The 24,029-nt window shown below is 71.0% G+C and carries 20 protein-coding genes and 1 pseudogene; 9 read left to right on the top strand and 12 right to left on the bottom strand.

Features of this window, described 5'->3' with window-relative positions; all coding sequences use genetic code 11:
* Positions 1-2: 2 nt before the first annotated feature.
* The 7 genes from E1292_RS01215 to eccD all read right to left on the bottom strand — a co-directional run bounded on the left by E1292_RS01215 (position 3) and on the right by eccD (position 5,636).
* Positions 3-1,043 (bottom strand): hypothetical protein, encoded by a 1,041-nt coding sequence (locus tag E1292_RS01215; protein ID WP_132591081.1) that lies wholly within the window; start codon positions 1,041-1,043, stop codon positions 3-5.
* Positions 1,040-2,350, bottom strand: coding sequence for a WXG100 family type VII secretion target (locus E1292_RS01220; RefSeq protein WP_132591083.1), 1,311 nt, complete (start codon positions 2,348-2,350; stop codon positions 1,040-1,042). The genes E1292_RS01215 and E1292_RS01220 overlap by 4 nt, the downstream gene beginning before the upstream one ends.
* Entirely contained in the window at positions 2,350-2,742 is a 393-nt protein-coding gene (locus E1292_RS01225; protein ID WP_132591085.1) for a hypothetical protein, read from the bottom strand. Before E1292_RS01225 ends, E1292_RS01220 begins: the two co-directional genes overlap by 1 nt.
* A 69-nt stretch (positions 2,743-2,811) precedes the next feature.
* Positions 2,812-3,117, bottom strand: coding sequence for a WXG100 family type VII secretion target (locus E1292_RS01230; RefSeq protein WP_132591087.1), 306 nt, complete (start codon positions 3,115-3,117; stop codon positions 2,812-2,814).
* 17 nt (positions 3,118-3,134) lie between these two features.
* A complete protein-coding gene (locus E1292_RS01235) occupies positions 3,135-3,452 on the bottom strand; it encodes a WXG100 family type VII secretion target (RefSeq protein WP_165974310.1) in 318 nt (105 codons plus the stop codon).
* Positions 3,453-3,713: 261 nt separating this feature from the next.
* Positions 3,714-4,157 (bottom strand): YbaB/EbfC family nucleoid-associated protein, encoded by a 444-nt coding sequence (locus E1292_RS01240; RefSeq protein WP_132591091.1) that lies wholly within the window; start codon positions 4,155-4,157, stop codon positions 3,714-3,716.
* A 21-nt stretch (positions 4,158-4,178) separates the two neighbouring features.
* Positions 4,179-5,636 (bottom strand): type VII secretion integral membrane protein EccD, encoded by a 1,458-nt coding sequence (gene eccD, locus E1292_RS01245; RefSeq protein WP_246089844.1) that lies wholly within the window; start codon positions 5,634-5,636, stop codon positions 4,179-4,181.
* 146 nt (positions 5,637-5,782) lie between these two features.
* On the opposite strand from eccD, the gene eccCa reads away from it, so the two are divergent.
* From eccCa to E1292_RS01260, 3 genes are all read left to right on the top strand, one after another.
* Entirely contained in the window at positions 5,783-9,763 is a 3,981-nt protein-coding gene (gene eccCa, locus E1292_RS01250; RefSeq protein ID WP_132591095.1) for a type VII secretion protein EccCa, read from the top strand.
* A 70-nt stretch (positions 9,764-9,833) separates the two neighbouring features.
* On the top strand, positions 9,834-10,142 hold the full coding sequence (locus tag E1292_RS01255) for a hypothetical protein (protein ID WP_132591097.1): 309 nt from the start codon (positions 9,834-9,836) through the stop codon (positions 10,140-10,142).
* Positions 10,139-11,278, top strand: coding sequence for a WXG100 family type VII secretion target (locus E1292_RS01260; RefSeq protein ID WP_132591099.1), 1,140 nt, complete (start codon positions 10,139-10,141; stop codon positions 11,276-11,278). The genes E1292_RS01255 and E1292_RS01260 overlap by 4 nt, the downstream gene beginning before the upstream one ends.
* A gap of 54 nt (positions 11,279-11,332) precedes the next feature.
* Here the strand turns inward: E1292_RS01260 and E1292_RS01265 are convergent, their stop codons facing one another.
* The 4 genes from E1292_RS01265 to E1292_RS01280 form a co-directional block, all read right to left on the bottom strand.
* Complete coding sequence (locus E1292_RS01265) at positions 11,333-13,408, bottom strand: serine/threonine protein kinase (RefSeq protein WP_132591101.1); 2,076 nt, start codon at positions 13,406-13,408, stop codon at positions 11,333-11,335.
* A gap of 109 nt (positions 13,409-13,517) precedes the next feature.
* Positions 13,518-14,663 (bottom strand): S8 family serine peptidase, encoded by a 1,146-nt coding sequence (locus E1292_RS01270; protein ID WP_132591103.1) that lies wholly within the window; start codon positions 14,661-14,663, stop codon positions 13,518-13,520.
* A gap of 16 nt (positions 14,664-14,679) precedes the next feature.
* Positions 14,680-16,947 (bottom strand): protein kinase domain-containing protein, encoded by a 2,268-nt coding sequence (locus tag E1292_RS01275; RefSeq protein ID WP_165974311.1) that lies wholly within the window; start codon positions 16,945-16,947, stop codon positions 14,680-14,682.
* Between the two features lie 286 nt (positions 16,948-17,233).
* Positions 17,234-17,506, bottom strand: a complete 273-nt coding sequence (locus E1292_RS01280) for a WXG100 family type VII secretion target (protein WP_165960088.1) — start codon at positions 17,504-17,506, stop codon at positions 17,234-17,236.
* Positions 17,507-17,636: 130 nt separating this feature from the next.
* On the opposite strand from E1292_RS01280, the gene E1292_RS01285 reads away from it, so the two are divergent.
* From E1292_RS01285 to E1292_RS01315, 6 genes and pseudogenes are all read left to right on the top strand, one after another.
* A complete protein-coding gene (locus E1292_RS01285; protein WP_132591107.1) occupies positions 17,637-18,356 on the top strand; it encodes an SDR family NAD(P)-dependent oxidoreductase in 720 nt (239 codons plus the stop codon).
* Between the two features lie 35 nt (positions 18,357-18,391).
* Entirely contained in the window at positions 18,392-20,146 is a 1,755-nt protein-coding gene (locus E1292_RS01290; RefSeq protein WP_132591109.1) for an acetyl/propionyl/methylcrotonyl-CoA carboxylase subunit alpha, read from the top strand.
* Positions 20,147-20,435: 289 nt separating this feature from the next.
* On the top strand, positions 20,436-21,686 hold the full coding sequence (locus tag E1292_RS50765; protein ID WP_165974312.1) for a hypothetical protein: 1,251 nt from the start codon (positions 20,436-20,438) through the stop codon (positions 21,684-21,686).
* Positions 21,687-21,875: 189 nt separating this feature from the next.
* Complete coding sequence (locus E1292_RS01300) at positions 21,876-22,385, top strand: P-loop nucleotide/nucleoside kinase family protein (RefSeq protein WP_132591111.1); 510 nt, start codon at positions 21,876-21,878, stop codon at positions 22,383-22,385.
* A gap of 137 nt (positions 22,386-22,522) precedes the next feature.
* Positions 22,523-22,944, top strand: a pseudogene (locus E1292_RS53325) (histidine phosphatase family protein).
* 81 nt (positions 22,945-23,025) lie between these two features.
* Entirely contained in the window at positions 23,026-23,589 is a 564-nt protein-coding gene (locus tag E1292_RS01315; RefSeq protein ID WP_220446598.1) for a GNAT family N-acetyltransferase, read from the top strand.
* On the opposite strand, the gene E1292_RS01320 is transcribed toward E1292_RS01315, so the two are convergent.
* Positions 23,559-24,011 (bottom strand): hypothetical protein, encoded by a 453-nt coding sequence (locus E1292_RS01320; RefSeq protein WP_132591117.1) that lies wholly within the window; start codon positions 24,009-24,011, stop codon positions 23,559-23,561. The two genes, E1292_RS01315 and E1292_RS01320, sit on opposite strands and share 31 nt — an antisense overlap.
* Between the last annotated feature and the right edge of the window lie 18 nt (positions 24,012-24,029).

Consider the following 24,029-nt stretch of genomic DNA (forward strand, 5'->3'; position numbering starts at 1 on the left):
GCTCACATTTCCTCCTCCCCGATGACCTGCGGTGCGATGTCGTCTTCGCCGCCCCAGACGCCTTCGTCCTCGGGGAGCCCGACGTTCTTGTCCCGGTCGCGTTCCTGGCCGGCGCCCGCGCCCGCGCCGCCCATCGGCATGAAGGGCATCATCGGCATGCCGGACGAGCCCGGTCCGCGCAAGCCGGCCGCCGAGACGCCCCCGTTCGCGCCGGCGCCGAGTCCTCCCGGTCCCGTGCCCAGGCCGCTGAAGGAGCCGGGCCCCGAGCGGGTACTCGGGTTGAGGGAGTTGGGGTCCACGGACGGGAGGTTGCCGCCCGGGATCTGCGGGGTCGTGGGGTTGTAGTTCGACAGGTCGGTCGCGTCCGGGTTGTTGAGAGCCGAGTCGATGTCGGGGACCTTCATGTCCGCCGGGTCGGTGCCCGGCAGGTTCTGCTGGGGCAGGTCGGTGCTGGGGGTGTCCATGCCGGGCAGGTTGCTGTCGGGCAGTTCGCTGTCCGGCAGCTTGCTCTCGGGCAGGTTGCTGTCGGGCAGGTTGCTGTCAGGCAGCTTGCTGTCGGGCAGGTTAGTGTCGGGCATGCCGGACAGGTCTGGGTTCTCCGGTTTGCCCAGATCGCCGAGGCCCGGGTCGCCGAGGCCGCCAGGACCGCCGGGATCGCCCAGACCGAGGTCGCCGGGGCCTTGCGGGCCCAGGTCGCCGGGACCGCCGGGGCCGCTGTCCTCGTCGGCCTTCCGGTAGTCGCGATCGGCCGCCTTGAGCGCCGGAGTCCAGCTCTCCAGCGCCCTGTGTGCCCTGGCCAGCGTGTCGCGCTGGGTCTCGATCGACTGCGAGTGGACGCTCCCGAGCCCCCAGCCCGCCACGCCGAAGCCCGGCCAGGGCACGTCGAGCTTGCTGTCGGCCGCCTGCAGTCTGGTGAGCAGATCGGTCTGATCGAAGACCTTTCTGCCTGCCTTGTCGAGCTCGTCCTTGGTGAAGGAGATGCCCGACGACATCTCCATCCCTTGGCCGCCGTAGCCCGGCAGGCCCGGCATCCCGTTGGTCATTCGATCACCGGATCCGTCGTGTCGTGGCCGACCGTCCAGCAGCTCTTGTCCTCCGGCACGTACGTGTTCCGCTCCAGGTCGCTGTACTCGCCGCCCGCGCCGCCGCCCATGAACGGCATGAAGGGCATGCCGCCCGCCATCCCCGGTGAGGAGCCGCGCCCGAGGGGGGTGACCAGCGGGGACTGACCACCGCCGATGGCCGGCGAGCCGATCACCGAGGGGATGCCCGGCGTACCGCCGGTGGTGGGGAGGCCGTAGCCGATCTGCGGGTTGAGCGTGGTGGAGGGCGTGGTCACGGTCGGCGGAGCGATCGTGGCGGTCGGCGGCTGGTAGCCGGCCATGTCGGTCTGGCGCGGATCCGTGGGATTCGTGCCGCCGGTGGTCGTCGTGTCGTCGGCGCCGATGACGGGCGGCGCCGTGGCGCCGTTCTCCGAGCCGGGGTTCTGGGTCTGGCTTGGGTCCTGGGCCGCGGGCGGGTCCGTGCCCGGGTCGGCCGGGGTGTCCGGGGCAGGGCTGGTGGGGTCGCCGGGGGCGGAGCCGCCCGGGTTGGAGCCACCGGGATCGGATCCCCGCGGGTCGGAGCCGCCGGACGGGGACCCGCCGGAAGGGGAGCCTCCGCCGCCGGTGCCGCCGGAGCTCGCGCTCGGCGCTCCGGAGCCGCCGTTGTAGGAGCCGCCGCCGTCGTTCACGGGAGTCGTGAAGGCGGGGCCTTCCGTCCCGGGGCCCGTGGGGTAGTTCGGGTCCTGCGTCTCGGCGGGGCCGCTGGGGATGCTGACCGTCGGGAGCTCGTAGGAGACGCTGTGCGGAAGATCGATGTCGTAGATGCTGACGATCTTCTGGTTGAGCTCGTAGAGCGCACGCTGGGCCTTAGTGTTCTCCAGCGACTTCCTGACGGTCTCCTCTTCGCTCCGGGTCAGGCCGGCGGACGGGACCGACACGTCCTCGTCGACCTGGGTCTTGGTGTCAGTGAGGTGCCCCGCGTACGTCTGCAGCGCGGTGCCCATCATGGACAGCTTGCTGGACAGCTCGTTGCCGGAGGCGTGCAGCAGCTCCAGCGCGGTGCGGGCCTTGGCGGCGTCGGGCCCCTTCCAGACATCGGCGATCTTGCCGGCGTGCGCCTCAAGGGCGTTGATGGCCTGCTCGATCTTGCTCGCCGCGTTCTGGTAGGTCTGCCCGGTGCTTTCGATGGTGAAGGAGTCGGTGTTCTGGAGCAGCGCCTTGATCTCGCTCTTGTCCTTGTCGACCCAGGCGCCCTGGGGCGTCCGGTCGAAGGAGAGGATCGTGACGACCTCCCGCTGCTCCCCCATCAGGCCTCACCCTCGTTGGTCTGGCGGGCCCGGTCGTGGTTGTCCGCGCTCGCCTCCACGGCCTCGACCACGCCCTGATACGCCTCGATGAACTTCTGGTAGACCTCGGCGAACTTCCTGCCCGCGTTGTTCGACCCGACGGTCGAGGCGAGCGCCAGGGCGTCCTCCCACTGACCGATCTGGGCCGAGGAGAACTCTCCGCCCGTCGAGATCTGGTTGATGTTTCCGTTGGGTCGCTCACCGCCGCCGAGCATGGCGTCGAGGCTGCTCCTCAGCTCCTGTGCGACCCCTCGTATGCCCGTCGGCGAGTTCTCGCGGGCTCCACCCTCGAACAGGTGTGGATCGACGGCAAGGGGGTCGGTGCCCCCGTCCATCGCATCCCTGCTTGTCATGCTTCACCTCTAGCAGCAGAACTCTCGGCCACCGCGGCTGGCGATGACCGAGAGGATCGACGGTCCGGGTCAGTCCGTCCAGATGCCGATGTTGCGCCGCTCGGCCTGCTCATAGTTGCCCTTGGCGACGTTGACGGCCGAGGCGGCCTGGAACAGTTGCTGGCCCATCGCCTTCTCGTGGGCGTTCCACTTCTGGCGCTTCTCCTCGAAGAACCGCTCGGCCTCGCCTTCCCAGTGCGCGCCGAGCTCCCTCTTGATGTCCGCGTACAGGTCGTCGGTCGCGCGGTCGAGCTCGGTGACGACCTTCTTGAGCTCCTCGTAGGCCTGCTCCATCGAGCCGAAACGGACGTACGTGTAGTCGTCAGGCGTGGTCATGGCGTTCTCCGTCCTGCTCAGCGGTTGGCGTTGATGAGGGAGTCGATGCGACCGCCCTCACCGGCTCCGACGAAACCGCCGGCGATGTCCATGTTCTGGTCGGCCGCGTTCCGGTAGACGCCCGCGCCGATGTTCATCCGGTCGTAGATGTCCTCGAGGATCTTGATGACGCCCTTGAACTCGCCGTCCCACTGGGTGAGGGCCGTGGCGAACTTCTGGGCCGCGCCACCCTTCCAGCCCTGGGTGGTCAGGTCGGCCTTGATCTGCTCGACCCGCTGCCGCATGCCCTCGATGTACTGGGCGGTGTCCTGGCAGTAGCCTGCCGCGTTCGTCAACTGAGTGGGGCTGGCCCCGTACAGTGCCACTGGACCTCCAAGTCGATATGGCGTTGCTGCTACGGCGGGCGGTCACCCCCTGATGGAACCGACTACCCCCGCGATCAACCTCAAAAGGCATGTTAGCCACCATTGACCCCCTTATTCCCAGAAACCCCAAATCACGGATCAGTCGCACTCTTGCAACTTTCCGGTGAACGCCCTGGTGGCGGGCCTGTTATGTCCTGACAAACGCCTGGCCCAGGCGGTGGGCGGACGGCGTCAGAGGTCCATCCGGCGGCGGATGCGGTCGAGCTCGCCCATCACGTCCTCGAACGCCTTGTCGTGCAGCGCCCCAGCTTCCCTGATCTTGCCGAGCGCGGCCTCGGGGTCGGAGAGGTGCTTCATGGGGTTGTCGTCCTCGCCGAACATCTCGCTCGTGGCGGCGTTGAGCCGGCTCTGGAAATCAGCCGTGGCCTCCGCGAGCGTGATCTTGATCAGGTCGGCCAGCTCGCCCGAGGACAGCCGCATCGCCTTCGGATGGATCTCCAGCGTGCGCATGCCCTGATGGTCGTACTCCACGGTGACGAAACCGTCCTCGTCCTGGGCGTGGCCGACGTACGACCCGACCTCCTGCTGGAACTTCTCCAGAAGGGCGATCTGCTCGTCGGCGCCCTTCAGCAGCTTGTCTATGTCGATCTTCGCGAAGTCGCCGAACTCCTGCATCTCACTACCCTTCCTGTCGGGTCATCCGGACAGCCCGCGCACCCATGTGTAGACCTCCAGCACGCCCAGGGCGAGCGGGAAGAGCTGGACGATCAGTACGATGTCCAGGATGTCGGCCGCGCGCCCCCAGAACGGCGAGGGCTTCCCCGTCGGCAGCCACAACCCGATGCCCACGCTCGTCAGCGCCACCCACAACACCCCGATGGCCACGGCCAGCGAGCCGACGATCCCGCCGGAGCTGATCAGCGACAGCGCCAGCATGGAGAACCCGGCCAGGCCCGTGCCGATGAGCCAGATCCGCTGGCCGAACCCGCGGAAGATCCGGGCTCGCATGATGAGCGTGAGCGACAGCGACACCATCATGACGGCCGCCACCCAGCCGTCGGCGAACACCAGCAGCACCAGCGCCATCAGCGCCGAGAGGGCGATGGCCGCGATCATGCCGGTGGCGTAGCGCTGCGCACCCCTGGTGCGCTCCTGGATGGCCGCGGCGTCCAGGCGCTGGTTGTCGCTGCGGAGTTCCTCCGCGGTGGTCGGCATCGCCGGCAGCGGCACCTTGGCGAGCTTGAACGACAGCGTGGGCACCAGCGGGCTGAACGCCAGCAGCACCGCGATGGCCAGCGCCGCCACCCCGGCGGGCGAGGCCGACCACACCATGATCACCGCCGCGCAGATCCCGGCGACCGTGGCGGCGACGGCCGTGCCGAGAAAACCGGGAACGCCGTCGGAGATCACCGCGCCTGCGACGGCGGCCACCAGCGCGGTGCAGGCGAACGCCGAGAGCAGGTGCGGCACGCCGAAGGCCAGCGGGGTCCCGCCCGGCGCGAACAAGCCCGCGACGAACCCGTACGGCAACGCCGCGTGGCCGATCAGGGCGCCGGCCATGGAGTCCCCGACCGCCCGGGACAGCAGGGCCCCGGTGACGACCAGCAGCAGGGTCAGCAGCGCGGCCACGATCGTGACGGTGATCCCCGGCATGCCGGACAGGGCCAGGCCGATCCCGCCCAGGATGAGCAGGCCCGCGGCCCCGCCGGCGCCCACCAGCCTGGTGTGCGCGGCCGACCAGACGCCGCCGTCGCGTATGCCGGTGGCGACCACGTCCGCCACGTCGTCATAGAGGGCGGGCGGCAGGATCGCCTCGCGTGGCCTGAGGTAGAGGATCTCGCCGTCGAGCACGCCCAGCGCACCGAGGCTCTGCCCGAGGTCGAGCGGCGCCCCGCCGAGCCGCTGCAACGTCCACCCAGGGGCGGCCGCGGCGTCGCCGCCCACCTCTCCCAGCGCGCGGAGCAGGCTGGGCAGCACGTTCGGCAGCGGGACGTCGGCGGGAAGCGCCAGATCGGCCTTGCGCCGCGGGCCGACGATCGTCACGTGGCACTGTGCCGGCAGGGGCATCGGCACCTGCGGCAGCGCGCTCTGGTGGAACGGCCCTTGAGGAGGCTGCCCGGGCGGCCCCGGGAAGCCGGGCGGCGGGCCGTGCATCGGAGGAAACCCCGGGTGTGGACCCTGGGCCGGCGGTGGACCGAGTGGAGGCCCCTGAACGATCTGTCCCATCTCAACTCTCCGTCCCCACCAATGGTCACGGACAACAGAGAACATATCTGGTCTTTTCTGGTAAGAACGTCGTGATGAGCATCGTCGTCGTACGCCGCCCAGAACGCCGCCCGGGCCCCAAGCCGCCCCGCGGCGAGGTTCTGATCGAGTCACCGCCCGAAATCCCCGAAGTCCAGGGGCAGGGCTTCTCGATGGTCCTCACCTACCTCCCGATGGTGGCGGGTGCGGCCGCGATGGGCCTGATGTTCACCGCCTACGGCAACGCCAACCCGATCATGTACGTGGCCAGCGGCCTGTTCGCGCTGTCCATGGTCGGCATGACGCTCGGCCAGATGGGCCGCCAGGCGGGCGAGCGGAAATACCGGCTCAACGGCGCCCGCCGCGACTACTTCAGGTACCTGGGCCAGATCCGCAAGCGGACCAGGCGCGCGGCGCAGCAGCAGCGCGAGGCCCTGGAATGGAGCGGGCCCGAGCCCGACTCGCTGTGGTGGATCGCCATGGGCCCCCGGCTGTGGGAACGCCGCCCGCGCGACGAGGACTTCGCGACCGTGCGTCTCGGCACCGGCGTCCAGAAGCTGGCCGTCCAGCTCATCCCGCCGGACTCCAAGCCCGTCGAGGACCTGGACGCGCTGGCGGCCGGCGCGCTGCGCAGGTTCATCAGGGCGCACTCGACGGTCGCCCAGCTGCCCGTGGCCGTGGCACTCGGCTCGTTCGCCAGGATCAGGGTGAACGGCGATCCCGTCGCCGTGCGCGACCTGCTGCGCTCCATGATCGCCCAGCTGACCGTGTTCCACTCGCCCGACGACATGCGGATCATGGTGTGCTCCGGCGAGGAGTGGATGCCGCACTGGGAGTGGGTCAAGTGGCTGCCGCACGCGCTGCATCCCGAGGAGGAGGACGCGGCCGGACCGGTCCGGCTGATGGCCGAGAACCTCGCCGAGCTGGACCGGCTGGTCGGGAGCGAGCTCAAGGAACGCGCCAGGTTCCGGCCCGGATCGGCCGGGGACGCGCTGCCGTACCACGTGCTCATCGTGGACGGCGGGCACGTGCCGCACGACTCCCAGCTCGGTAGCGACGCCATCCAGGGCGTGACGGTGATCGACCTGTCCGGATCGACCGCCGACGTGGCGGAGCAGAACACGTTGCGGCTGGACGTCCAGCCCGACGGCTTCTACATGGTGAAGATCGACCACGCGGGCAAGGAGCACAGGACGCGCTTCGGCGACCCGGACAAGCTCGACTTCCTGCGGGCCGAGGGCCTGGCCAGGCAGCTCGCGCCGCTACGGGCCTCGGCGGCCTCCGCGGGCGAGGCCGAGGACGTGCTGGCGATCAACACCACCCTGACCGACCTGCTGGGCGTCGGCGACCCGGCCCGCGTGGATCCCGCGCTCACCTGGCGGCCGCGAGCCGGTCGGAACAGGTTGCGGGTGCCGATCGGGCTCGGATCCGACGGACGGGTCGTGGAGCTCGACATCAAGGAGTCGGCCCAGGGCGGCATGGGCCCGCACGGACTGGTGATCGGAGCCACCGGCTCCGGCAAGAGCGAGCTGCTGCGCACGCTGGTGCTGGGGCTGGCCGTCACGCACTCCCCGGAGATCCTCAACTTCGTCCTGGTCGACTTCAAGGGCGGCGCGACCTTCCTGGGGCTCGACTCGCTCACCCATGTCTCCGCGGTCATCACCAACCTGGAGGACGAGCTTCCGCTGGTCGACCGCATGCACGACGCGCTGCACGGCGAGATGGTGCGCAGGCAGGAACTGCTGCGCTCGGCCGGCAACTACGCCTCGCTGCGCGACTACGAGCGGGCCAGGGAGCAGGGGGCCGATCTGGCCCCGCTGCCGACGTTGTTCGTGGTGCTCGACGAGTTCAGCGAGCTGCTGTCGGCCAAGCCGGAGTTCATCGACCTGTTCGTGATGATCGGCCGGCTGGGCCGCTCGCTCGGCGTGCACCTGCTCCTCGCCTCCCAGCGGCTGGAGGAAGGGCGGCTGCGGGGCCTGGACACCCACCTGTCGTACCGGATCGGCCTGCGCACCTTCTCCGCGATGGAGAGCCGGGTCGTGCTGGGCGTGGCCGACGCGTACGAGCTGCCCTCGGCGCCCGGCAACGGCTACCTCAAGGTCGACACCACCAACATGACCAGGTTCAAGGCCGCCTACGTCTCGGGCGCCTACCAGGGCGACCACCGCCACACCGGCTCGGACGACGGCCAGGCCGCCCTGCGCGAGGTCGTGGAGTACACCTCGGCGTACGCGCCGCTGCCGCTCGTGCCCGAGCCTCCCAAGGAGACCCCGGCCGCGGAGGTGGACGAACGCGGCCCGCAGGACAGCCTGCTCGACATCGTCGTGCAGCGGCTGGCCGGGCACGGCCCCGCGGCCCATCGCATCTGGCTGCCCCCGCTGGACGACCCGCCCACGCTCGCGCACCTGCTGCCGCCGCTCTCGGTCACTCCGGAGCTCGGACTGTCCACGCCCACGTGGGACGGCAGGGGCAAGCTGCACGCCGTCATCGGGATCATCGACCGGCCGTTCGAGCAGCGGCGCGACCCGTACTGGCTGGATCTGTCCGGGGCGGCCGGGCACGTCGGCGTGGCCGGCGGTCCGCAGAGCGGCAAGAGCAACGTGCTGCGCACGCTGATCTCCGGCATGGCCCTCACCCACACGCCGCGCGAGGTGCAGTTCTACTGCCTGGACTTCGGCGGCGGCGCCCTGGCGGCGCTGGAGGGGCTCCCGCACGTGGGCGGCGTGGCCACCAGGCTCGACGCCGACCGGGTGCGCAGGACCGTCGCCGAGGTGTCCTCGCTGGTACGGCAGCGGGAGCGGGGCTTCGCCGAGTCCGGCATCGAGTCGATCGCCGCCTACCGGCGGATGGTCGCCGACGGCAGCGCCAAGAGCGACGGCTGGGGCGACGTGTTTCTCGTCATCGACGGGTGGCTGACGATCCGGCAGGAGTTCGAGAACCTGGAGGCCGTGATCACCGACCTGGCGGCGCGCGGGCTCAACTACGGCGTCCATGTGGTGGCCACGACCAACAAGTGGTCGGAGTTCCGGCCGGCCATCAGGGACCTGTTCGGCACCAGGATCGAGTTCAAGCTGGGTGACGCGTACGAGTCGGAGATCAGCAGGAAGGCGTCGCTCGCGGTGCCGGAAGGCGTGCCGGGGCGTGGCCTGACCAGGGACGGCATGCACTTCCTCGCGACCCTGCCGCGGATCGACGGGCAGCGCACCGCCGAGGACGTGTCCGAGGGGCTGCGGTCGATGGTGGAGATCGTGCGGCGGTCCTGGCAGGGGCCGTCGGCGCCGCCGGTGCGCCTGCTGCCGTCGCTGCTGCCCGTGGCCTCCCTGCCGTCGCTGGAGAAGACGGGCCCGCAGCGCATCGCGATCGGCATCGACGAGGACGCGCTCTCGCCCGTCATGCTGAACTTCGACACCGACCCGCACTTCGTCGTGTTCGGCGACAACGAGTGCGGCAAGTCGAACGTGCTCAAGCTCATCATGGAAGGCGTGGTCGCCAGGAAGACGCCGGCCGAGGCCATGATGATCGTGATCGACTACCGGCGTTCGCTCCTCGACACCGCGGTGACCGACCACCGCATCGGCTACGCCGCCTCCAGCACCGCGGCCGCCGAGCTGATCCAGGACGCCCGGTCCGCCCTGCTCAAGCGCCTTCCTCCGGCCGACCTCACGCCGGAGCAACTGCGCTCGCGGAGCTGGTGGCAGGGCTCGGACCTGTACATCGTGGTGGACGACTACGACCTCGTGGCCACGTCGAACAACCCGCTGGCGCCGCTGACGGAGCTGCTGCCGCAGGCCCGCGACATCGGGCTGCACCTGGTGCTGGCCAGGCAGAGCGGCGGCGCCAGCCGCGCCATGTACGACCAGGCCGTCCAGCGCATGAAGGAGATGGCCAGCCCGGCGCTGATCATGTCCGGCAACAGGGAGGAAGGCCAGCTCTTCGGCAATGTCCGGCCGCAGCCGCTGCCCGTCGGCCGCGGCTTCTACGTCGACAGGAAGTACGGTGCGCGCCTGATCCAGACCGCCTACATGGAGCAGCCGTGACTCCTGGTCCGGGGACGAAGATGCCCATGATGATCGCCTATTCACGTCTTCACCGAAAGCCGGGAGCCCCATGAGTTACGTGGACGTACACGTTCAGGCACTGGAGGAGTGCGCACGCCAGGCCCTCAGGGTGAAGAACATGCTCGACTTCGACGACGCGTTCGTGAACTCCGACGTCACCGCACCTCAGGGCGACACCAAGTCCGACATCTTCGGCGAGCTCGAAGGCGCCGGCGACCTGGCCGCGAAGATCGACGCGATCTGGGAGTCCGTCAGGTCCGAGCTCGGCGAGGGACGCAACCGCATGACCAACGTCGAGCGGGCGCTCGGCCAGGTCGCCTCCAACTTCCGCGGCGCCGAGACGGGGTCGGGCGCGTGAGCATCGTCGAGACCCTGGCCGGGCTGAAGAACAAGGTCGACGGCGACCCGGCGACGATCAGGAACATCGCCGCCGCCATGCGGACGATGGGCGGGCACGTTGCCACCTCGGCGAACCAGCTCGTCAGAAACGTCACCGAGGTCGGCAAGGCCTGGCAGGGCGACTCGGCCAACGCCTTCGCCGACTACATGACCGCGTACCCCACCGCCGGGCGGAAGCTCAAGAGCGCCCTCACCGCCTGCGCCTCCGCCCTCGACACGGCGGCCACCAAGCTGGAGACCGCCCACACCACGGTCAGCGGGCTCCACGAGGCCGCGACCACGGCCGCGAACGAATACCGGCGCGACCACAGCGACGCCACGCAGACCGACATCGACAACCACGTGAAGCAGCAGCTCGACGATCCGGTCGGCAAGGCCAACCAGGCCGTCACCACGGCCACGAACGCCCTGACCACCGCCAAGACCGCGCTCGACAGGAAGCTCGGCGAGGACGGGTTCGGCTTCTTCAAGGGCATCCGCCAGCCGGGAGGCGCCGACTTCCTGCCGGGTGACCATCCGATCGACTGGGAGAAGACCGCGGGCTACTCCCCCACCTCGCTCGCTTCGGCGGACGCGCCCACCGGCCCGGACTCCGGCCCAGGGGCCGGCGGAGGCGGAGGTGGGGGTGGGGGCGGCGGAGGCGCCGGCGCGCCGTCGTCGTACGGCAACGCCCCGGCTCCCAAGCCGCAGGTCGTCGAGTGGATCAAGGAGGCCATCAGGGTCATCAAGTCACCCGAGATGGCCGCGATCCTGAGGAAGCGGGGTCTGGACGTGAGCGACCTGGACCCGAACGACCCCAAGGACATCCAGCGCATCTGGACCATCATCCACCACGAGTCGGGCGGCAACCCCAACGCGATCAACAACTGGGACATCAACGCCAAGAACGGCGTGCCGTCCCAGGGGCTGATGCAGACCATCCCGCCCACCTTCAACGCGCACGCGCTGCCCGGGTACGGCAAGATCCGGGAGCCGGTGGACAACATCATCGCCGGCGTCCTGTACACCTACAGCCGCTACGGCAATCTCGCCGAACATCCCGGCATCGAGTCCTTGGAGAGCGGGCAGCCTGGCGCCCGGTACAAGCCCTACTGACGCGCAAACCCCCTCAGGAACCGTCCTGAGGGGGTTTCGCCGTCGCGGGCGGGGTCAGCCGCAGTTGGCCCAGTTCGAGCTGGTGCTCTTGCCCCTGTGGCTGCCGGCGAACCGCACACACTTGCCCCTGGCCTGCAGCTTGACCGGCCCGGCGTAGTACATGTAGGTGCCGGACTCCGTCCAGGTGCGGCCGCCCTGGACCTCGAGCGTGGCGGTCACCTCCGTCGGCGTGCCCACGTACGTGGTCTTCATGGTGACCACGCAGTTCTCACCGGAGCCGCCGTTGTAGAGCTGGAAGGTCTCGCCGCCGGGGAAGTCCTGGCTGCGCTGCACGGAGAAGCCCGGCCCGCAGACCATGACCGGCGTGTACGGGTTCCGCTGCGGCGGCGAACCGGTCTTGGTGGGCGAGGGTTTCGGCGTCTTCGTCTTCGTCTTCGTCGGTGAGGGTTTCGGCGTCTTCGTCGGTGTGGGTTTCGGCGTCCTCGTCGGCGAGGGCGCGGGGGTCGGCTCCTCGCTGACCGTCGGGGTGGGCGTGGCCGTCACCGTCGGGGTGGGCGTCACCGTCACCGTGACGGTCGGCGCGGGAGTCGGCGTCGATGAGGGCTCCTGGGTCGCCGGATGGGTGACGACGGCGTCAGACGTGGGCGTCGGGCTGCCGCTCGGCCCGGTCGTCACGGTCACCGTGGGCGTGACCTGCGTCGGCTGCGTGACCACCGGCTGGGTCTGGATCGGCGCCGGCGTCGGAACGGTGCTGAGCTCGGGCGGTGTGGGCGTCTGCGACGTCCAGTCGGACGGCATCACCATGGGGCCCACGTCGGCGTCCGACGGCTTCCCCCACGGCGCGGTCACCTCCGGCTGGGCCTCCTGCTGCTCCTGCTGCGCCGGCTGCTCCGGCACGCCCTCCTGCGCGGCCGCCTTCTCGGCCTGGCCGGCCTCCGCGGTGCCCTCCGCGGACGTGCCCACGGCCACGTTCACCGGCTCGAACCGCTGCGTCGACGCGTACTCGCTGGCGCCCCACAGTCCCGCGCCGGACAGGACCACCAGCACGCCCACCGCGGCGGCCAGTCCCACAGGGAACTTCCGCGGCGGGCGGGAGGAAACCGTCTGCCCCTGGACCGTCGCCTGCCGCTCATGCCTGGGCGGCTCCCACATGGGGCCCGATGGCGGTACCGGCACGCCCTCCATCGGCGGGGCGCCGCCCTGGGCCTGCGGCGGCGCCGTCGGCCCCCAGGCCTGCTGAGGGGGCGGCGACACCGGCAGGGGCACGCCCTCGATGGGCGCTCCCGGCACGGTCATGCCCTCGAGGGGCACCGCGGGGATGGGCACGCCCACGAGCGGCACGCCCGGCTGGGACGGCTGCTGCTGCGGCGTGGGGCCGACGCCGCCCCGCTGGTCCCCGAGGAGCCGCAGCATCGCCGTGTACGTGGTCGGCCGCGCCTCCACCTCCTTGGCCAACGCGGCGAGCACCACCCCGCGCAGGGGCTCGGTCAGGTTCCCCACCTCGGGCAGCCCGTTCAGCACGGACTCGGCGTCCTGCCCGAACGGCGGCTCGCCGGTCGCGGCGAACACCACCGTCGCGGCCCAGGCGAACATGTCGGCGTACGGGCCGGAAACCGGCCCTCTGAGCTGCTCGGGAGCGCGGTAGCCCAGCTCGCCGACGGGCCCGCCGAGGTCGACGTCCGTCACTCTCGGGCCGCCGGCACCGATGATCACGTTGTGCGGGGTGAGCCCGCGGTGCGTGATGCCGGCCAGATGCACCGCGGTCAACGCGGTCAGCATGCCCACCGCCAGCCGCTCGAGCGCGTCGTGGTCGAGCGGGCCGTCCTCGGCCACGACCTGGGCGAGGCTGCGGCCCTCGACGTACTCGCGCACCACGTAGGGGCGGTCCTCGTGCCTGCCGGACTCCAGGGTCCTGGCGACGTACGAGCTGGAGACGCGCTGTACGCCTCTGAGCCGGGCGATCTCCTCGTCGTCCTGCTCCGGGGCGGCGGGCAGCAACCTGATCACTCTCAGGGGCGCGTCGTCGGTCTCCCGGCCGAGGTAGGCAACGCCACGGGGCCCATCGGCCAGCCGTCCTGAGATGGCGTACTCGCCCAGCTTCTCGGGATCACCCGGCCGTAGGGGGTGCATGGTTGTCCCTTCGCTGATCCAAGATCTCAATGGGACATTCAACCAAATCCATCACATACGTATCAGTAGTTTCACCGGCGAACTCCCGGTTTTCACCGAAACGCAACCCTCAGGACGGCCGACCGGGACGCCAACCCCTGCGCCGGCCCAGCGGAATGAGCAGCGCGAGCGCGCCCGCCACGGCGATCGCCACCATGGCGCCCGTCCCCATCACCATGGAGATGCCGATGGCCCTCTCGTCGCGGGGCGGGACCTTGGCGATGGCATCGGCGGGGAGCGCGGAGGGCGGCGGCTCGGCGACCACGGGGGCGTCGGCGTCCTCGTACGGCAGCACGGCCGTCACCGCGAGCACCGGGTTCACCATGCCCGCGCCGCTGCCCGTGCCCGTCGTGCCTTCGGCGGTGGCGATGATGCGGCGGCGCACCTGCTCCTGGGTGAGCTGGGGGAAGCGGGACCGCACGAGGGCGGCGGTGCCCGCCACATAGGGCGTGGCGAAGCTGGTGCCCTTCAGGCCGCGCTTGTACCCCAGCCCCGGCCAGGGGGCGGTGATGTCCGTACCCGGGCCGAGCACGGCGACGGGGGTGGTGGCGTTGGACAGGTCGGCGCGGCGGCCGTCGGGGGTGGCCGCGCCCACGGCCAGCACGCCCTCGTACGCCGCGGGATAGGCGGGCACGTCCTCGTCGTCGGGGCCGGTGACGTTCCCCGCCGCGGCGACCACGACGATGTCCTTGTCGAGCGCCCGCTGGACGGCGGCCCTCAGCCCGGAGTGATCGGAGGCCCGCACCGAGACGTTGATCACCTCGGCCTTCGCCGCGACCGCGTCGTCGATGGCGCTGATCAGCTTGGCGATGTCACCTTCGCTCTTGTTGCTCTGCTTGATCATCACGAGCTCGGCCTCGGGCGCGACCCCGTGGAAGGGGGTGCCGCTGACGTAGCGGGCGCCGATGATGCCGGAGACGGCCGTGCCGTGGCCCACGCAGTCGCGGTGGCCGGTGTGCGTCTCGTCGATGATCTTGGAGATCTGGACCTGCGGGTGGTAGTCGGCGCCGCTGTCGACGACCGCCACCCTGACGCCCGCGCCGCGCGTCAGCCGCCAGGCGTTCTTGATGTCGAGCCGTTTCTGCGCCCACGGCTCGCTGGCGGGAATCGTCAGCGAGCCCTTCTCCGGTCTGCACTCCTCGGGCGCGGCCGCCGCCGGGGCCGCCGCGCCGAGGTGCAGGGCGAGCACGCTCGCCGTGAGAACGCGACCGATCATGACGGGAAAGCGCAGATCAGCCGCAGTTCGCCCACCCCGCACTCGTGCTCCCGGAACCGGCGCTGCCGGAGTAGCGGACACACTTGCCCTTGGCGGACAGCTTGACCGGGCCCGCGTAGTACTCGAAGTTCCCGGAGTCGGTCTTGCTGCTGCCGCCCTGCACCTCAAGCGTCGCGCTCACGCGAGTGGACTTGCCCACGTCCGAGCCCGACTTGATGGTGACGACGCAGTTCTGTCCCGAGCTGTTGTTCCACAACTGGTACGTCGTGCCGCCCTCGAACGAGGAGCTCCGCTGCACCACGAAACCGCTGCCGCACACCTGGGTCGCGCTGTACGGGTTCTTCTTCGCCGCCGGCTTGGTCGTCTTCGTCGGCGTGGGCTTCGGCGTGGGCTTCGGGGTCGGCTTCGTCGTCTTCGTCGGCGTCGGCTCGGGCTCCCTCGTCGGCTCCTTCGTGGGCTTCTTGGTCGGGGTGGGCGTCTTGCTGGGCTTGACGGTCTTGGTCACCGTGGCCGTCGGCGAGGGCTTCTTGGTCGGCTTCCTCGTGGGCTTCCTGGTGGGCTTCCTGGACGTCTTCGTCGGCTGGGCCGTCGCCGTCGCCGTCACCGTGGGCACCGGGACCGTCGTGATCGGCGACGGAGTCGGCACCGCCGTGAGCTCAGGAACCCCCGGCGAGCTGGTGGGGAGGCCGTCGGTAGGAAGCACCATCGGGCCGACGTCGCTGGTGCCCGGGCTCGGCGTGGTCGCCCACGGCGCGGTCACCTCGGCCTGCGGCTGCGGCTGCGTCGGCGCGCCCGTCGCCGACCCCTCGCCCTGGGCGGAGAAGCCGTTGCCCCCGCCGGTCGTGTCCGTGCTGGACGCGGCGATCGGGGAGAACGTCACCTTGCCGGAGTACTGGCTCGCGCCCCACAGGCCGAGGCCGGACAGGAGCGCGACAGCGGTCAGGCCCGCCACGAGCCCGACGGGGAACGGCTTGCGCTGCTGCCCCTCGCCCGGCCTGGGCACGAAGTCGGGGGCCGGGTGCTGGGGCGGAGCCTGCTGGCCTGGACCCGGCGGAGGACCCCAGGCAGAAGGTCCCGGACCCGCCTCCACCGGACTCTGCCCCGGCGGGATCTGACCGATCGGACCCTGACCCGGCGGGACCTGGCCCATCGGACCCTGGCCAGCTGGAACTTGCCCCGGGGGAACCTGGCCGCTCGGGTCCTGTCCCGGCGGGATCTGTCCGATCGGACCCTGGTGCATGGGTTCGGGGCCGCCCTGGCCGAACTGGCCGGGACCGGGCGGCACGGGACCGGGCGGCACGGGACCGGGCGGCATGGGACCGGGCGGCACGGGACCGGGCGGCACGGGACCGGACGGCACGGGTCCCTGGGCGGCCGTGGGAGCGGGGGACGCCGGCATCTGGGGCGGCTGGAGGCCCTTGACGGAAAGCTGGATGGGCAGGATCGCGGGCGTCATCGGCCCGGGCTGCCCACTGGGCGCGCCCTCGGCGGACGCGGCCGGCGGAGCGGGATTCCCTCCCGCCTGCGGGCCGCTCACGGGCACGTTGCCGCCCAGCAACCGCAACATCGCCGTGTGCGTCGTCGGCCGCGCCTCCACCTCCTTGGCGAGCGCGGCCAGCACGACCCCGCGCAGCGGCTCGGGCAGTTCCCCTGTCTCGGGCTCCCCGTTCAGCACGTTGTCGGCCTCGTGCCCGAACGGAGCGGAGCCGGTGGCGGCGAACACGACGGTCGCGGCCCAGGAGAAGATGTCGGCGGACGGGCCGTACCGCAGTCCGTTGAGCTGCTCGGGCGCCCGGTAGCCGATCTCGCCGACCGGGTCGCCCAGCTCGACATCGGTGACGCGCAGGGCCTCACCGGCGAGGATCACGTTGGCGGGCGTGAGCCCGCGGTGCGCGAATCCGGCCAGGTGGACGGCGGTCAGCGCGGTGAGCATGCCCACCGAGACGCGCTCCAGGGCGTCGCCGGTCAGCGGCCCGTCCGCGGCGACGGTCTCGGCCAGGGAGCGTCCTTCGACATGCTCCCTGATCACGTACGGCAGGCCGTTGTCGACGCCGGCGTCGAACGTGCGGGCCACGTACGTGCTGGACACCCGCGCGACGCTCTTGAGTCTGGCCACGAAGCCGGGGTCGGCGGCCGGGTCGGCGCTGAGCGTCTTGACGACCACCTGCGGCGCTTCTCCGGATTTCCGGCCCAGGTGGACGACACCGCGCGGCCCTTCGCCCAGGCGGCCCGTGATCTCGTGGCCGCCGATCCGCTCAGGCTGGGAGGCGTCGTTCTCCGCCATGACCGTCCTTTCCGGGATTGCGTCATGAACGAAGGACATTTAACCAAATAAGCCCCATACGCATCAGGGGTTTCGGCTGCTCGCTTGACAGCCGGCTGTCAACGAGAGCCGGGGAGGCGAAGCGCGACACCGGTCGTGACGGCGGCGCGAGAAGGGGACGGCATCCCGCCGTCAGGCTGCGTGGCGCCCGCGACGTGCGGGAGCCCGCCAGGGCGGCGCCGGCGACGGCGGCCGCCCGCGCCTGTGGAAGAAGCCCCGGCACCCTCGCCAGGGCCCCTGTCCGTAATCATTTCGTGGCGGATTCGATGTTCTGACGGTAGGTGCCGATGACCCGCGAAGCCTCCTGGAGCTCCTCGGTCATGCGCTGGAACGCCGTACGGTAGTTCTGCCACGCCTGCTGGAAACGCTGGGCGCCCGGCCCCGTCCACGCGGTGCCGACCTTGGCGGCCTCGCGGTCGAGCGCGGTCATCGTGGTGCGGACCGCCTCCGACTGCTGGGTGAACTGGGTGGACATCTGCTGCATTTCCGCGGGGTCGCCGCCGAGCATGCTCTGACTCATGCATACCTCCTGGGGGAACCTGTGAAAGCGCCCTCAGGCTAAGGTGGCCCATCTCCCATCGCCCCTGTTATGCCGAGCGGCTATGGTCTAGCGGAGGATCGTTCATCTTCATCGGAAGCGGAGACTTCCCATGCGCGAGGTTGTGGTCACCGGCGGCGGCACCGGCATCGGATACGCCATCGCGGCGGCGTTCGTCTCGCTCGGCGACCGCGTCACGATCACCGGCCGCCGCGAGAGCGTGCTGAAGGAGGCCGCGGAGCGCCTGGGCGCCTCCTGCGTGCCCTTCGACGCCGCCGACCCCGCCGCCGTGAACGAAGCGCTCGCCGACCTGCCCGCGCGCGTCGATGTGCTGGTCAACAACGCCGGCGGCAACACCAACCTCGACCGGGGCCAGCCCGGCGAGCTGGCGGAGACGGCGGAGGCCTGGTGGGCCAACCTCAACGCCAACCTCATGTCCGCCGTGCTCGTCACCACCGCGCTCGCGCCGCGCATCGCCAGGGACGGCCGGGTCGTCTCGATCGGCTCCATCGCCGCACGCGGCACCGGCTCAGGCTCGTACGGCGCCGCCAAGGCCGCCCTGGAGTCCTGGACCGCCGACCTGGCCGCCGAGCTCGGCCCCGGAGGCATCACCGCGAACGTCGTCTCGCCGGGCCTCGTCGTGGACACCGAGTTCTTCCGCGGCCGGTTGACCGAAGACGGCATCAGGGCCCGCGTGGAGAACACGCGTAATGGTCGCCCTGGCAATCCGGCCGATGTGGCCGATACCGTTCTCTTCCTGGCTTCAGCGGGTGCCAGGCACGTGACAGGGCAAGTGGTTCACGTGAACGGCGGCGCATACCTGGGCCGCTGAACCGCAAACTCGGGCAGCAGGAAGGACTTACGTCGGTGCGGAAGGTTCTGATCACCAACCGCGGCGAGATCGCCGTACGCGTGGCCCGTGCGTGCAAGGACGCCGGGATCGGCAGCGTGGCGGTATACGCCGACCAGGACCTCGACGCCCTGCACGTCAGGGTGGCGGACGAGGCGTACGCGCTGGGCGGGCAGTCGCCGGCGGAGACCTACCTCGACGTCGCCAAGCTGCTCGACGTCGCACGGCGCTCCGGGGCCGACGCCGTCCACCCCGGCTACGGCTTCCTGGCCGAGAACGCCGCCTTCGCGCAGGCCGTCATCGACGCGGGGCTGATCTGGATCGGCCCGCCGCCGGCCGCGATCGCGGCGCTCGGTGACAAGGTGCAGGCCAGGCACATCGCCCAGAAGGTCGGTGCGCCGCTGGTCGCGGGCACGAAGGACCCGGTTTCCGGGGCCGCCGAGGTGGTGGCGTTCGCCGAGGAGCACGGGCTGCCGATCGCGATCAAGGCCGCGTACGGCGGCGGCGGGCGCGGCATCAAGGTGGCGCGGCGGCTCGAGGAGGTCGCCGAGCTGTACGAGTCGGCGGTGCGCGAGGCGGTCGCGGCGTTCGGCCGCGGCGAGTGCTTCGTCGAGCGCTATCTCGACCGGCCCCGCCACGTCGAGACCCAGTGCCTGGCCGACCGGCAGGGCAACGTGGTCGTGGTCAGCACCCGCGACTGCTCGCTCCAGCGCCGCCACCAGAAGCTGGTGGAGGAGGCGCCGGCGCCCTTCCTGTCGGAGGAGCAGATCGACGTCCTCTACGCCAGCTCCAAGGCCATCCTGAAAGAGGCCGGCTACGTCGGAGCGGGCACGTGCGAGTTCCTCGTCGGCCAGGACGGCACGATCTCCTTCCTCGAGGTGAACACGCGCCTGCAGGTCGAGCACCCGGTCACCGAGGAGGTCTCCGGCATCGACCTGGTGCGCGAGATGTTCAGGATCGCCGACGGCGAGCCGCTCGGCTACGACGACCCGGTGCTGCGCGGGCACTCGATCGAGTTCCGGATCAACGCCGAGGACGCCGGGCGCAACTTCCTGCCCGCGCCCGGCACGCTGACCGTCATGCGCCCGCCGTCGGGGCCGGGGGTCCGGCTCGACGCCGGCTACGAAGCGGGGATGACGGTCCCGCAGACGTTCGACTCGCTGGTGGCCAAGCTGATCGTGACCGGGCGGACGCGCCAGGAGGCGCTGGAGCGTTCGCGGCGGGCGCTGGCCGATTTCGCGATCGAGGGTATGCCGACCGTGCTGCCGTTCCACGAGGCCGTCGTCAGCGACCCGGCCTTCGTCTCGTCGCCGTTCACCGTGCACACCCGCTGGATCGAGACCGAGTGGGACAACACGATCGCTCCGTACGCGGGTGAGATCGCCACGGGCGAGGCGCCCGAGCGCGAGTCGGTGACCGTCGAGGTCGGCGGCAAGCGGCTCGAAGTGGTGCTGCCCGCGGGCCTGGGCGCGGCCTCCGCCACGACCACCGCCGGGGCCGGCGCGAAGGCGCCGAGGCGCGGCGGCGGGGGCGCCAGGAAGGCGGCGGCGGGCGGCGACGCGCTCGTCAGCCCCATGCAGGGCACCATCGTCAAGATCGTGGCCGGTGACGGCGCCGTCGTCGCCGAGGGCGACACCGTCGTGGTGCTGGAGGCCATGAAGATGGAGCAACCGCTCACCGCGCACAAGGCGGGGACGGTCACCGGGCTCTCCGCGGCCGTGGGGCAGACGGTCACCTCCGGCGCGACGATCTGCATGATCAAGGATTCGTGACGGGCCGCTGCCCCGCGTATTTCCCCGCGGGGCAGCAAAAGGGACATCCACGGTCCAGGATCTTCGCCCGCGTTGTGCTCCCGCGCACTCTTGGGCGGGTAACGTTCGGGTGAGGAACTTTGCCGACCGCCCGTTCGTCCTCATGGGCGAAGGAGGCTTGCTGCCAATGACCCATTCGCTGCGCCGAGCAGGGGCCGCGATCGCGGCTCTGATCGCCGGTCTAATCGTCGTTCTTGCGCTGTCCCCTGCCGCCAACGCGGCGGCCGATCCCCCTGACGCACAGTCAGTCGTGTCTTTCTGGAAGGACAAGCAGGACCCGCTCTACGTCCAGTCGGGCTCGCCCCTGACCTCTGACCAGCAGAGTGAGATCCGTGACGCGCTGAAGGGGGCCGACACCAAGATCTACGCTGTGGCGCTCCCCGACGGCACGGTCGACGACTCCTCCATCAAGGCCTACATGACCGGGCTCAACTCCGCGCTGACCGCGGCGGGCCGGCCGAGGGCCACCTTCGCGGTGCTCGACGGGATGACGCTGTTCGCCGCCTCCAGCGCCCTGCGCTCGCCGGGTCTGGCGGGCGAGCTGGCCAACCGCGCGGTCAGCTCCAACGAGGGCAACGTCGTCGACGGCATGAAAGACTTCGCCAACCGCGTCGACCTGGCCGCGCAGGGCAAGCGCTCCGCGCTCGACTCCGGCAGCCAGGCCAACCCCGGCGCCGGCGGCACCGCCGCGCTGATCGCCCTGGGCACGCTCGTGGTCGTCGGCGGCGGTGGCTACTTCCTCTACTCCAGCAACAAGAGGAAGAAGAAGGCCATCCAGGACGCGAAAGACCTCGCCGCGGTCAAGCAGACCGTCGACGAGGACGTCACCAAGCTCGGCGAGGAGATCACCGCTCTCGACACCGACGTGACGCTGTCCGGCGAGAGCGGCAAGCACATCGACGAGTGGCAGACGGCGCTCGACTCCTACGAGAAGGCCAAGACCCAGCTCGCCGCCGTGGAGCGTGCCGACCAGGTCCGCGAGGTCACCCAGACCCTCGAGGACGGCCGCTACGCGCTGGCCGTGGTGAAGGCCAAGGTCAACAACGACCCCGTGCCCGAGCGGCGCGCGCCCTGCTTCTTCAACCCGCAGCACGGCCCGTCGACCCGTGACGTGCGCTGGGCCCCGCCCGGCGGCACGGTGCGCGACGTACCCGCCTGCAAGATGGACGCCGAGGCAGTGGAGCGCGGCTTCGACCCGCAGATGCGCGAGGTCATGGTCGACGGCCAGCGCCGCCCCTACTACGACGCGGGCCCCGCCTACCAGCCGTACGCCTACGGCTACTACGGCGGCTTCGGCGACATCATGACCGGCATGTTCATCGGCACCATGATGGGCAGCATGCTCGGCGGCGGCTTCGGCGGCTGGGGCGGCGGCTACGAGAGCGCCGGTGGCGACCTCGGCGGCGACTTCGGCGGCGGCGGCGACGCCGGCGGCGGCTGGGGCGACTTCGGCGGCGGCGGCGACTTCGGCGGCGGAGATTTCGGCGGCGGCGACTGGTGACGCGACATCACCGACAGTTCTAGTTCGGCAGGAGGAGCGCTCCCCCGCGAGGCCCGGCACACGGGCTTCCGCGAGGGAGCGCTTTCCGTTTTCTCCCCGACCCGCCGCCACCGGGCGCATGGTTGTGGAGGGCGGGCACGCGTCTGGGCGGCGGCGTGAAGGGCCGTCCCATCGGGCAGCATGAGGGGCATGCTCATCGTCATGGGCGGCCTGCCCGCGACCGGGAAGACGACGCTCAGCCGCCTCCTGGCCCGTCGGATGGGCGCGGTTCACCTGCGTATCGACACCATCGAGCAGGCGATCGTGCGCTCGGGCCTGGCCCGCCCGCCGCTCGGGCCCGTCGGCTACTTCGTCGGCTACGCCCTGGCCGAGGAGCATCTCGGCCAGGGGCTGACCGTGATCGCGGAGTCGGTCAACCCGCTCCTGGTCACCCGTGACGCCTGGCGCGCCGTCGGGGTCGCGGCGGGCGTACCTGTCGCCGAGGTGGAGGTGGTCTGCTCCGATCACGCCGAGCACCGCGACCGCGTGACCTCGCGCTCGGTCGACATCTCCGACCTGCGGCTCCCCGAGTGGCAGGAGGTGGTGGAGCGCGAGTACGAGCCGTGGCACCGGGAACGCATCATCGTCGACACGGCCGGCCGGACACCGGAAGAGTCACTCGCCGCCCTCATCCACCGGCTCGACCAGGCGAGCCTGTAGCGCCCCTCGTGCCTTACGGCTCGCGAGCCGTAAGGCCCTGGTGTGTCCTGGCTTGCGGGGCCGTAGTGCACCTCGTGTGCCCCGGTTCGGGGTTTGGCTAGGCTCCGGCCATGAGCGATCACGTGCGCCTGCTCTGCATGCGCCATGCGGAGTCGGTGAACGTCACCACCCGAGCCGTCGGCGCCCTCCCCGACGCCCGGCTGACGCCGAGGGGACACGAGCAGGCGGCGGAGGCGGCGCGACTGCTGGCCGGCGAAGGTGTCACGCACGTGTACGCCAGCACCGCGCTCCGCGCCCGGCAGACCGCAAGAAGGCGGCGGGCGACGGCGAGGACGGGCACGCGGTCACGGCGCGCACCGTCGCCGCCCTCACGTCGATCGCCGCGGCGCATCCCGGCGCGACGGTCGCCGTGGTCGGTCACGTCGGGAGCCTGACGGCCGGGCTCAACGCCCTGTGCGGGCTGGGCGCGCGGGTGTGGGGGGCGCCGCTGCCGCACGCGGTGCCGTTCCTCGTGGAGTGGGACGGCAGGTCATGGCGGTGCGAGGCATGGCCGGGGTGAACCCGCAAGCAGAAGGGCAGGGCGACATCTGGCCGGGCTGAGCCCGCGAACAGAACTGAAGCCGCATGCAGAATGTCCGGTGTGATCTATCTTGCCCAGGGCCCGCGCGTGGCCCTCCGTTTCATCGGCTTGCAGGACTTCGATGAGCTGGCCGTGCTGCACCGGGAGAGCGCGGACATGCTCGCCCCGTGGATGCCCGGCCGCCCGGTCACCGCGTCGTACGCGTCCTTCGAGTCCTACGTCGCCCGCTTCGACCAGCCGGCGTACGAGGGGTTCCTGATCTGCCTGCGCGACACGGGCGCGATCGTCGGCCGCGTCAACATCAACAACATCGTCCGGGGCACCCACCAGTCCGGGATGATCGGCTACTCCGCCTACGCGTCCACGACCGGCCGGGGTTACCTGACGGAGGGTCTGGGCCTGCTCGTCGGGTACGCGTTCGGGGAGATGGAGTTGCACCGGCTGGAGGCGAACATCCAGCCGTCGAACGCGCCCTCTCTGCGGCTGATCAGGCGTCTGGGGTTCGAGCGCGAGGGGTTCTCGCCGAAATTCCAGTTCATCGACGGGGCCTGGAGGGACCACGAGCGCTGGGCCATCACCGCCGAGATGACGGGTCAGGACCGCAGCAGCTCGTACGCCACGTAGGCGGCGACCCCGTACGCGAGGTGCGGGACGACGTCCGAGATCCAGGAGGACGCCGGCCATTCGCGCGGGTCGGTGACGCCCAGCACCGTCATCGGCACGTTCGAGCCGGCCATGGCGAGTGCCGTGAGCGCGCCCACCCCGGCCGTCCAGGAGGGCCGGCGCCGCGACGAGAGCAGCCCGTAGCAGAGGGCCGCGCCCGCGCCGGTCGCGTAGCCGGTGAGCGCGCCGAGCGCCTCCTTGCGGTGGCCGGCGCGCTCGTCCTCACCGAGGTCGACGTCCGCGAGGCCGACCAGCCGTTCGACGGTCTGCTGCGGCGTGGTGCTGGCGGCCCGCGCCCTGATCGCCATGTCGAGGTAGGTGGCGACGTTGAGCGCGCTGGTCCCGGCGGCGCCCGCGATCAGGCTCTTCACGATGGTGTGCACAGGTGGGGTGCTACCCCT

Source organism: Nonomuraea deserti, from assembly GCF_004348685.1.
Taxonomy (GTDB): Bacteria; Actinomycetota; Actinomycetes; order Streptosporangiales; family Streptosporangiaceae; genus Nonomuraea; species Nonomuraea deserti.

Excerpts from the sequence above, each read along its gene's own strand:
- E1292_RS01215 (WP_132591081.1), bottom strand. The coding sequence starts at position 1,043 with ATGACCAACGGGATGCCGGGCCTGCCGGGCTACGGCGGCCAAGGGATG.
- E1292_RS01220 (WP_132591083.1), bottom strand. The coding sequence starts at position 2,350 with ATGGGGGAGCAGCGGGAGGTCGTCACGATCCTCTCCTTCGACCGGACG.
- E1292_RS01225 (WP_132591085.1), bottom strand. The coding sequence starts at position 2,742 with ATGACAAGCAGGGATGCGATGGACGGGGGCACCGACCCCCTTGCCGTC.
- E1292_RS01230 (WP_132591087.1), bottom strand. The coding sequence starts at position 3,117 with ATGACCACGCCTGACGACTACACGTACGTCCGTTTCGGCTCGATGGAG.
- E1292_RS01240 (WP_132591091.1), bottom strand. The coding sequence starts at position 4,157 with ATGCAGGAGTTCGGCGACTTCGCGAAGATCGACATAGACAAGCTGCTG.
- eccD (WP_246089844.1), bottom strand. The coding sequence starts at position 5,636 with ATGCACGGCCCGCCGCCCGGCTTCCCGGGGCCGCCCGGGCAGCCTCCT.
- eccCa (WP_132591095.1), top strand. The coding sequence starts at position 5,783 with ATGAGCATCGTCGTCGTACGCCGCCCAGAACGCCGCCCGGGCCCCAAG.
- E1292_RS01255 (WP_132591097.1), top strand. The coding sequence starts at position 9,834 with ATGAGTTACGTGGACGTACACGTTCAGGCACTGGAGGAGTGCGCACGC.
- E1292_RS01265 (WP_132591101.1), bottom strand. The coding sequence starts at position 13,408 with ATGCACCCCCTACGGCCGGGTGATCCCGAGAAGCTGGGCGAGTACGCC.
- E1292_RS01270 (WP_132591103.1), bottom strand. The coding sequence starts at position 14,663 with ATGATCGGTCGCGTTCTCACGGCGAGCGTGCTCGCCCTGCACCTCGGC.
- E1292_RS01275 (WP_165974311.1), bottom strand. The coding sequence starts at position 16,947 with ATGGCGGAGAACGACGCCTCCCAGCCTGAGCGGATCGGCGGCCACGAG.
- E1292_RS01280 (WP_165960088.1), bottom strand. The coding sequence starts at position 17,506 with ATGAGTCAGAGCATGCTCGGCGGCGACCCCGCGGAAATGCAGCAGATG.
- E1292_RS01285 (WP_132591107.1), top strand. The coding sequence starts at position 17,637 with ATGCGCGAGGTTGTGGTCACCGGCGGCGGCACCGGCATCGGATACGCC.
- E1292_RS01300 (WP_132591111.1), top strand. The coding sequence starts at position 21,876 with ATGCTCATCGTCATGGGCGGCCTGCCCGCGACCGGGAAGACGACGCTC.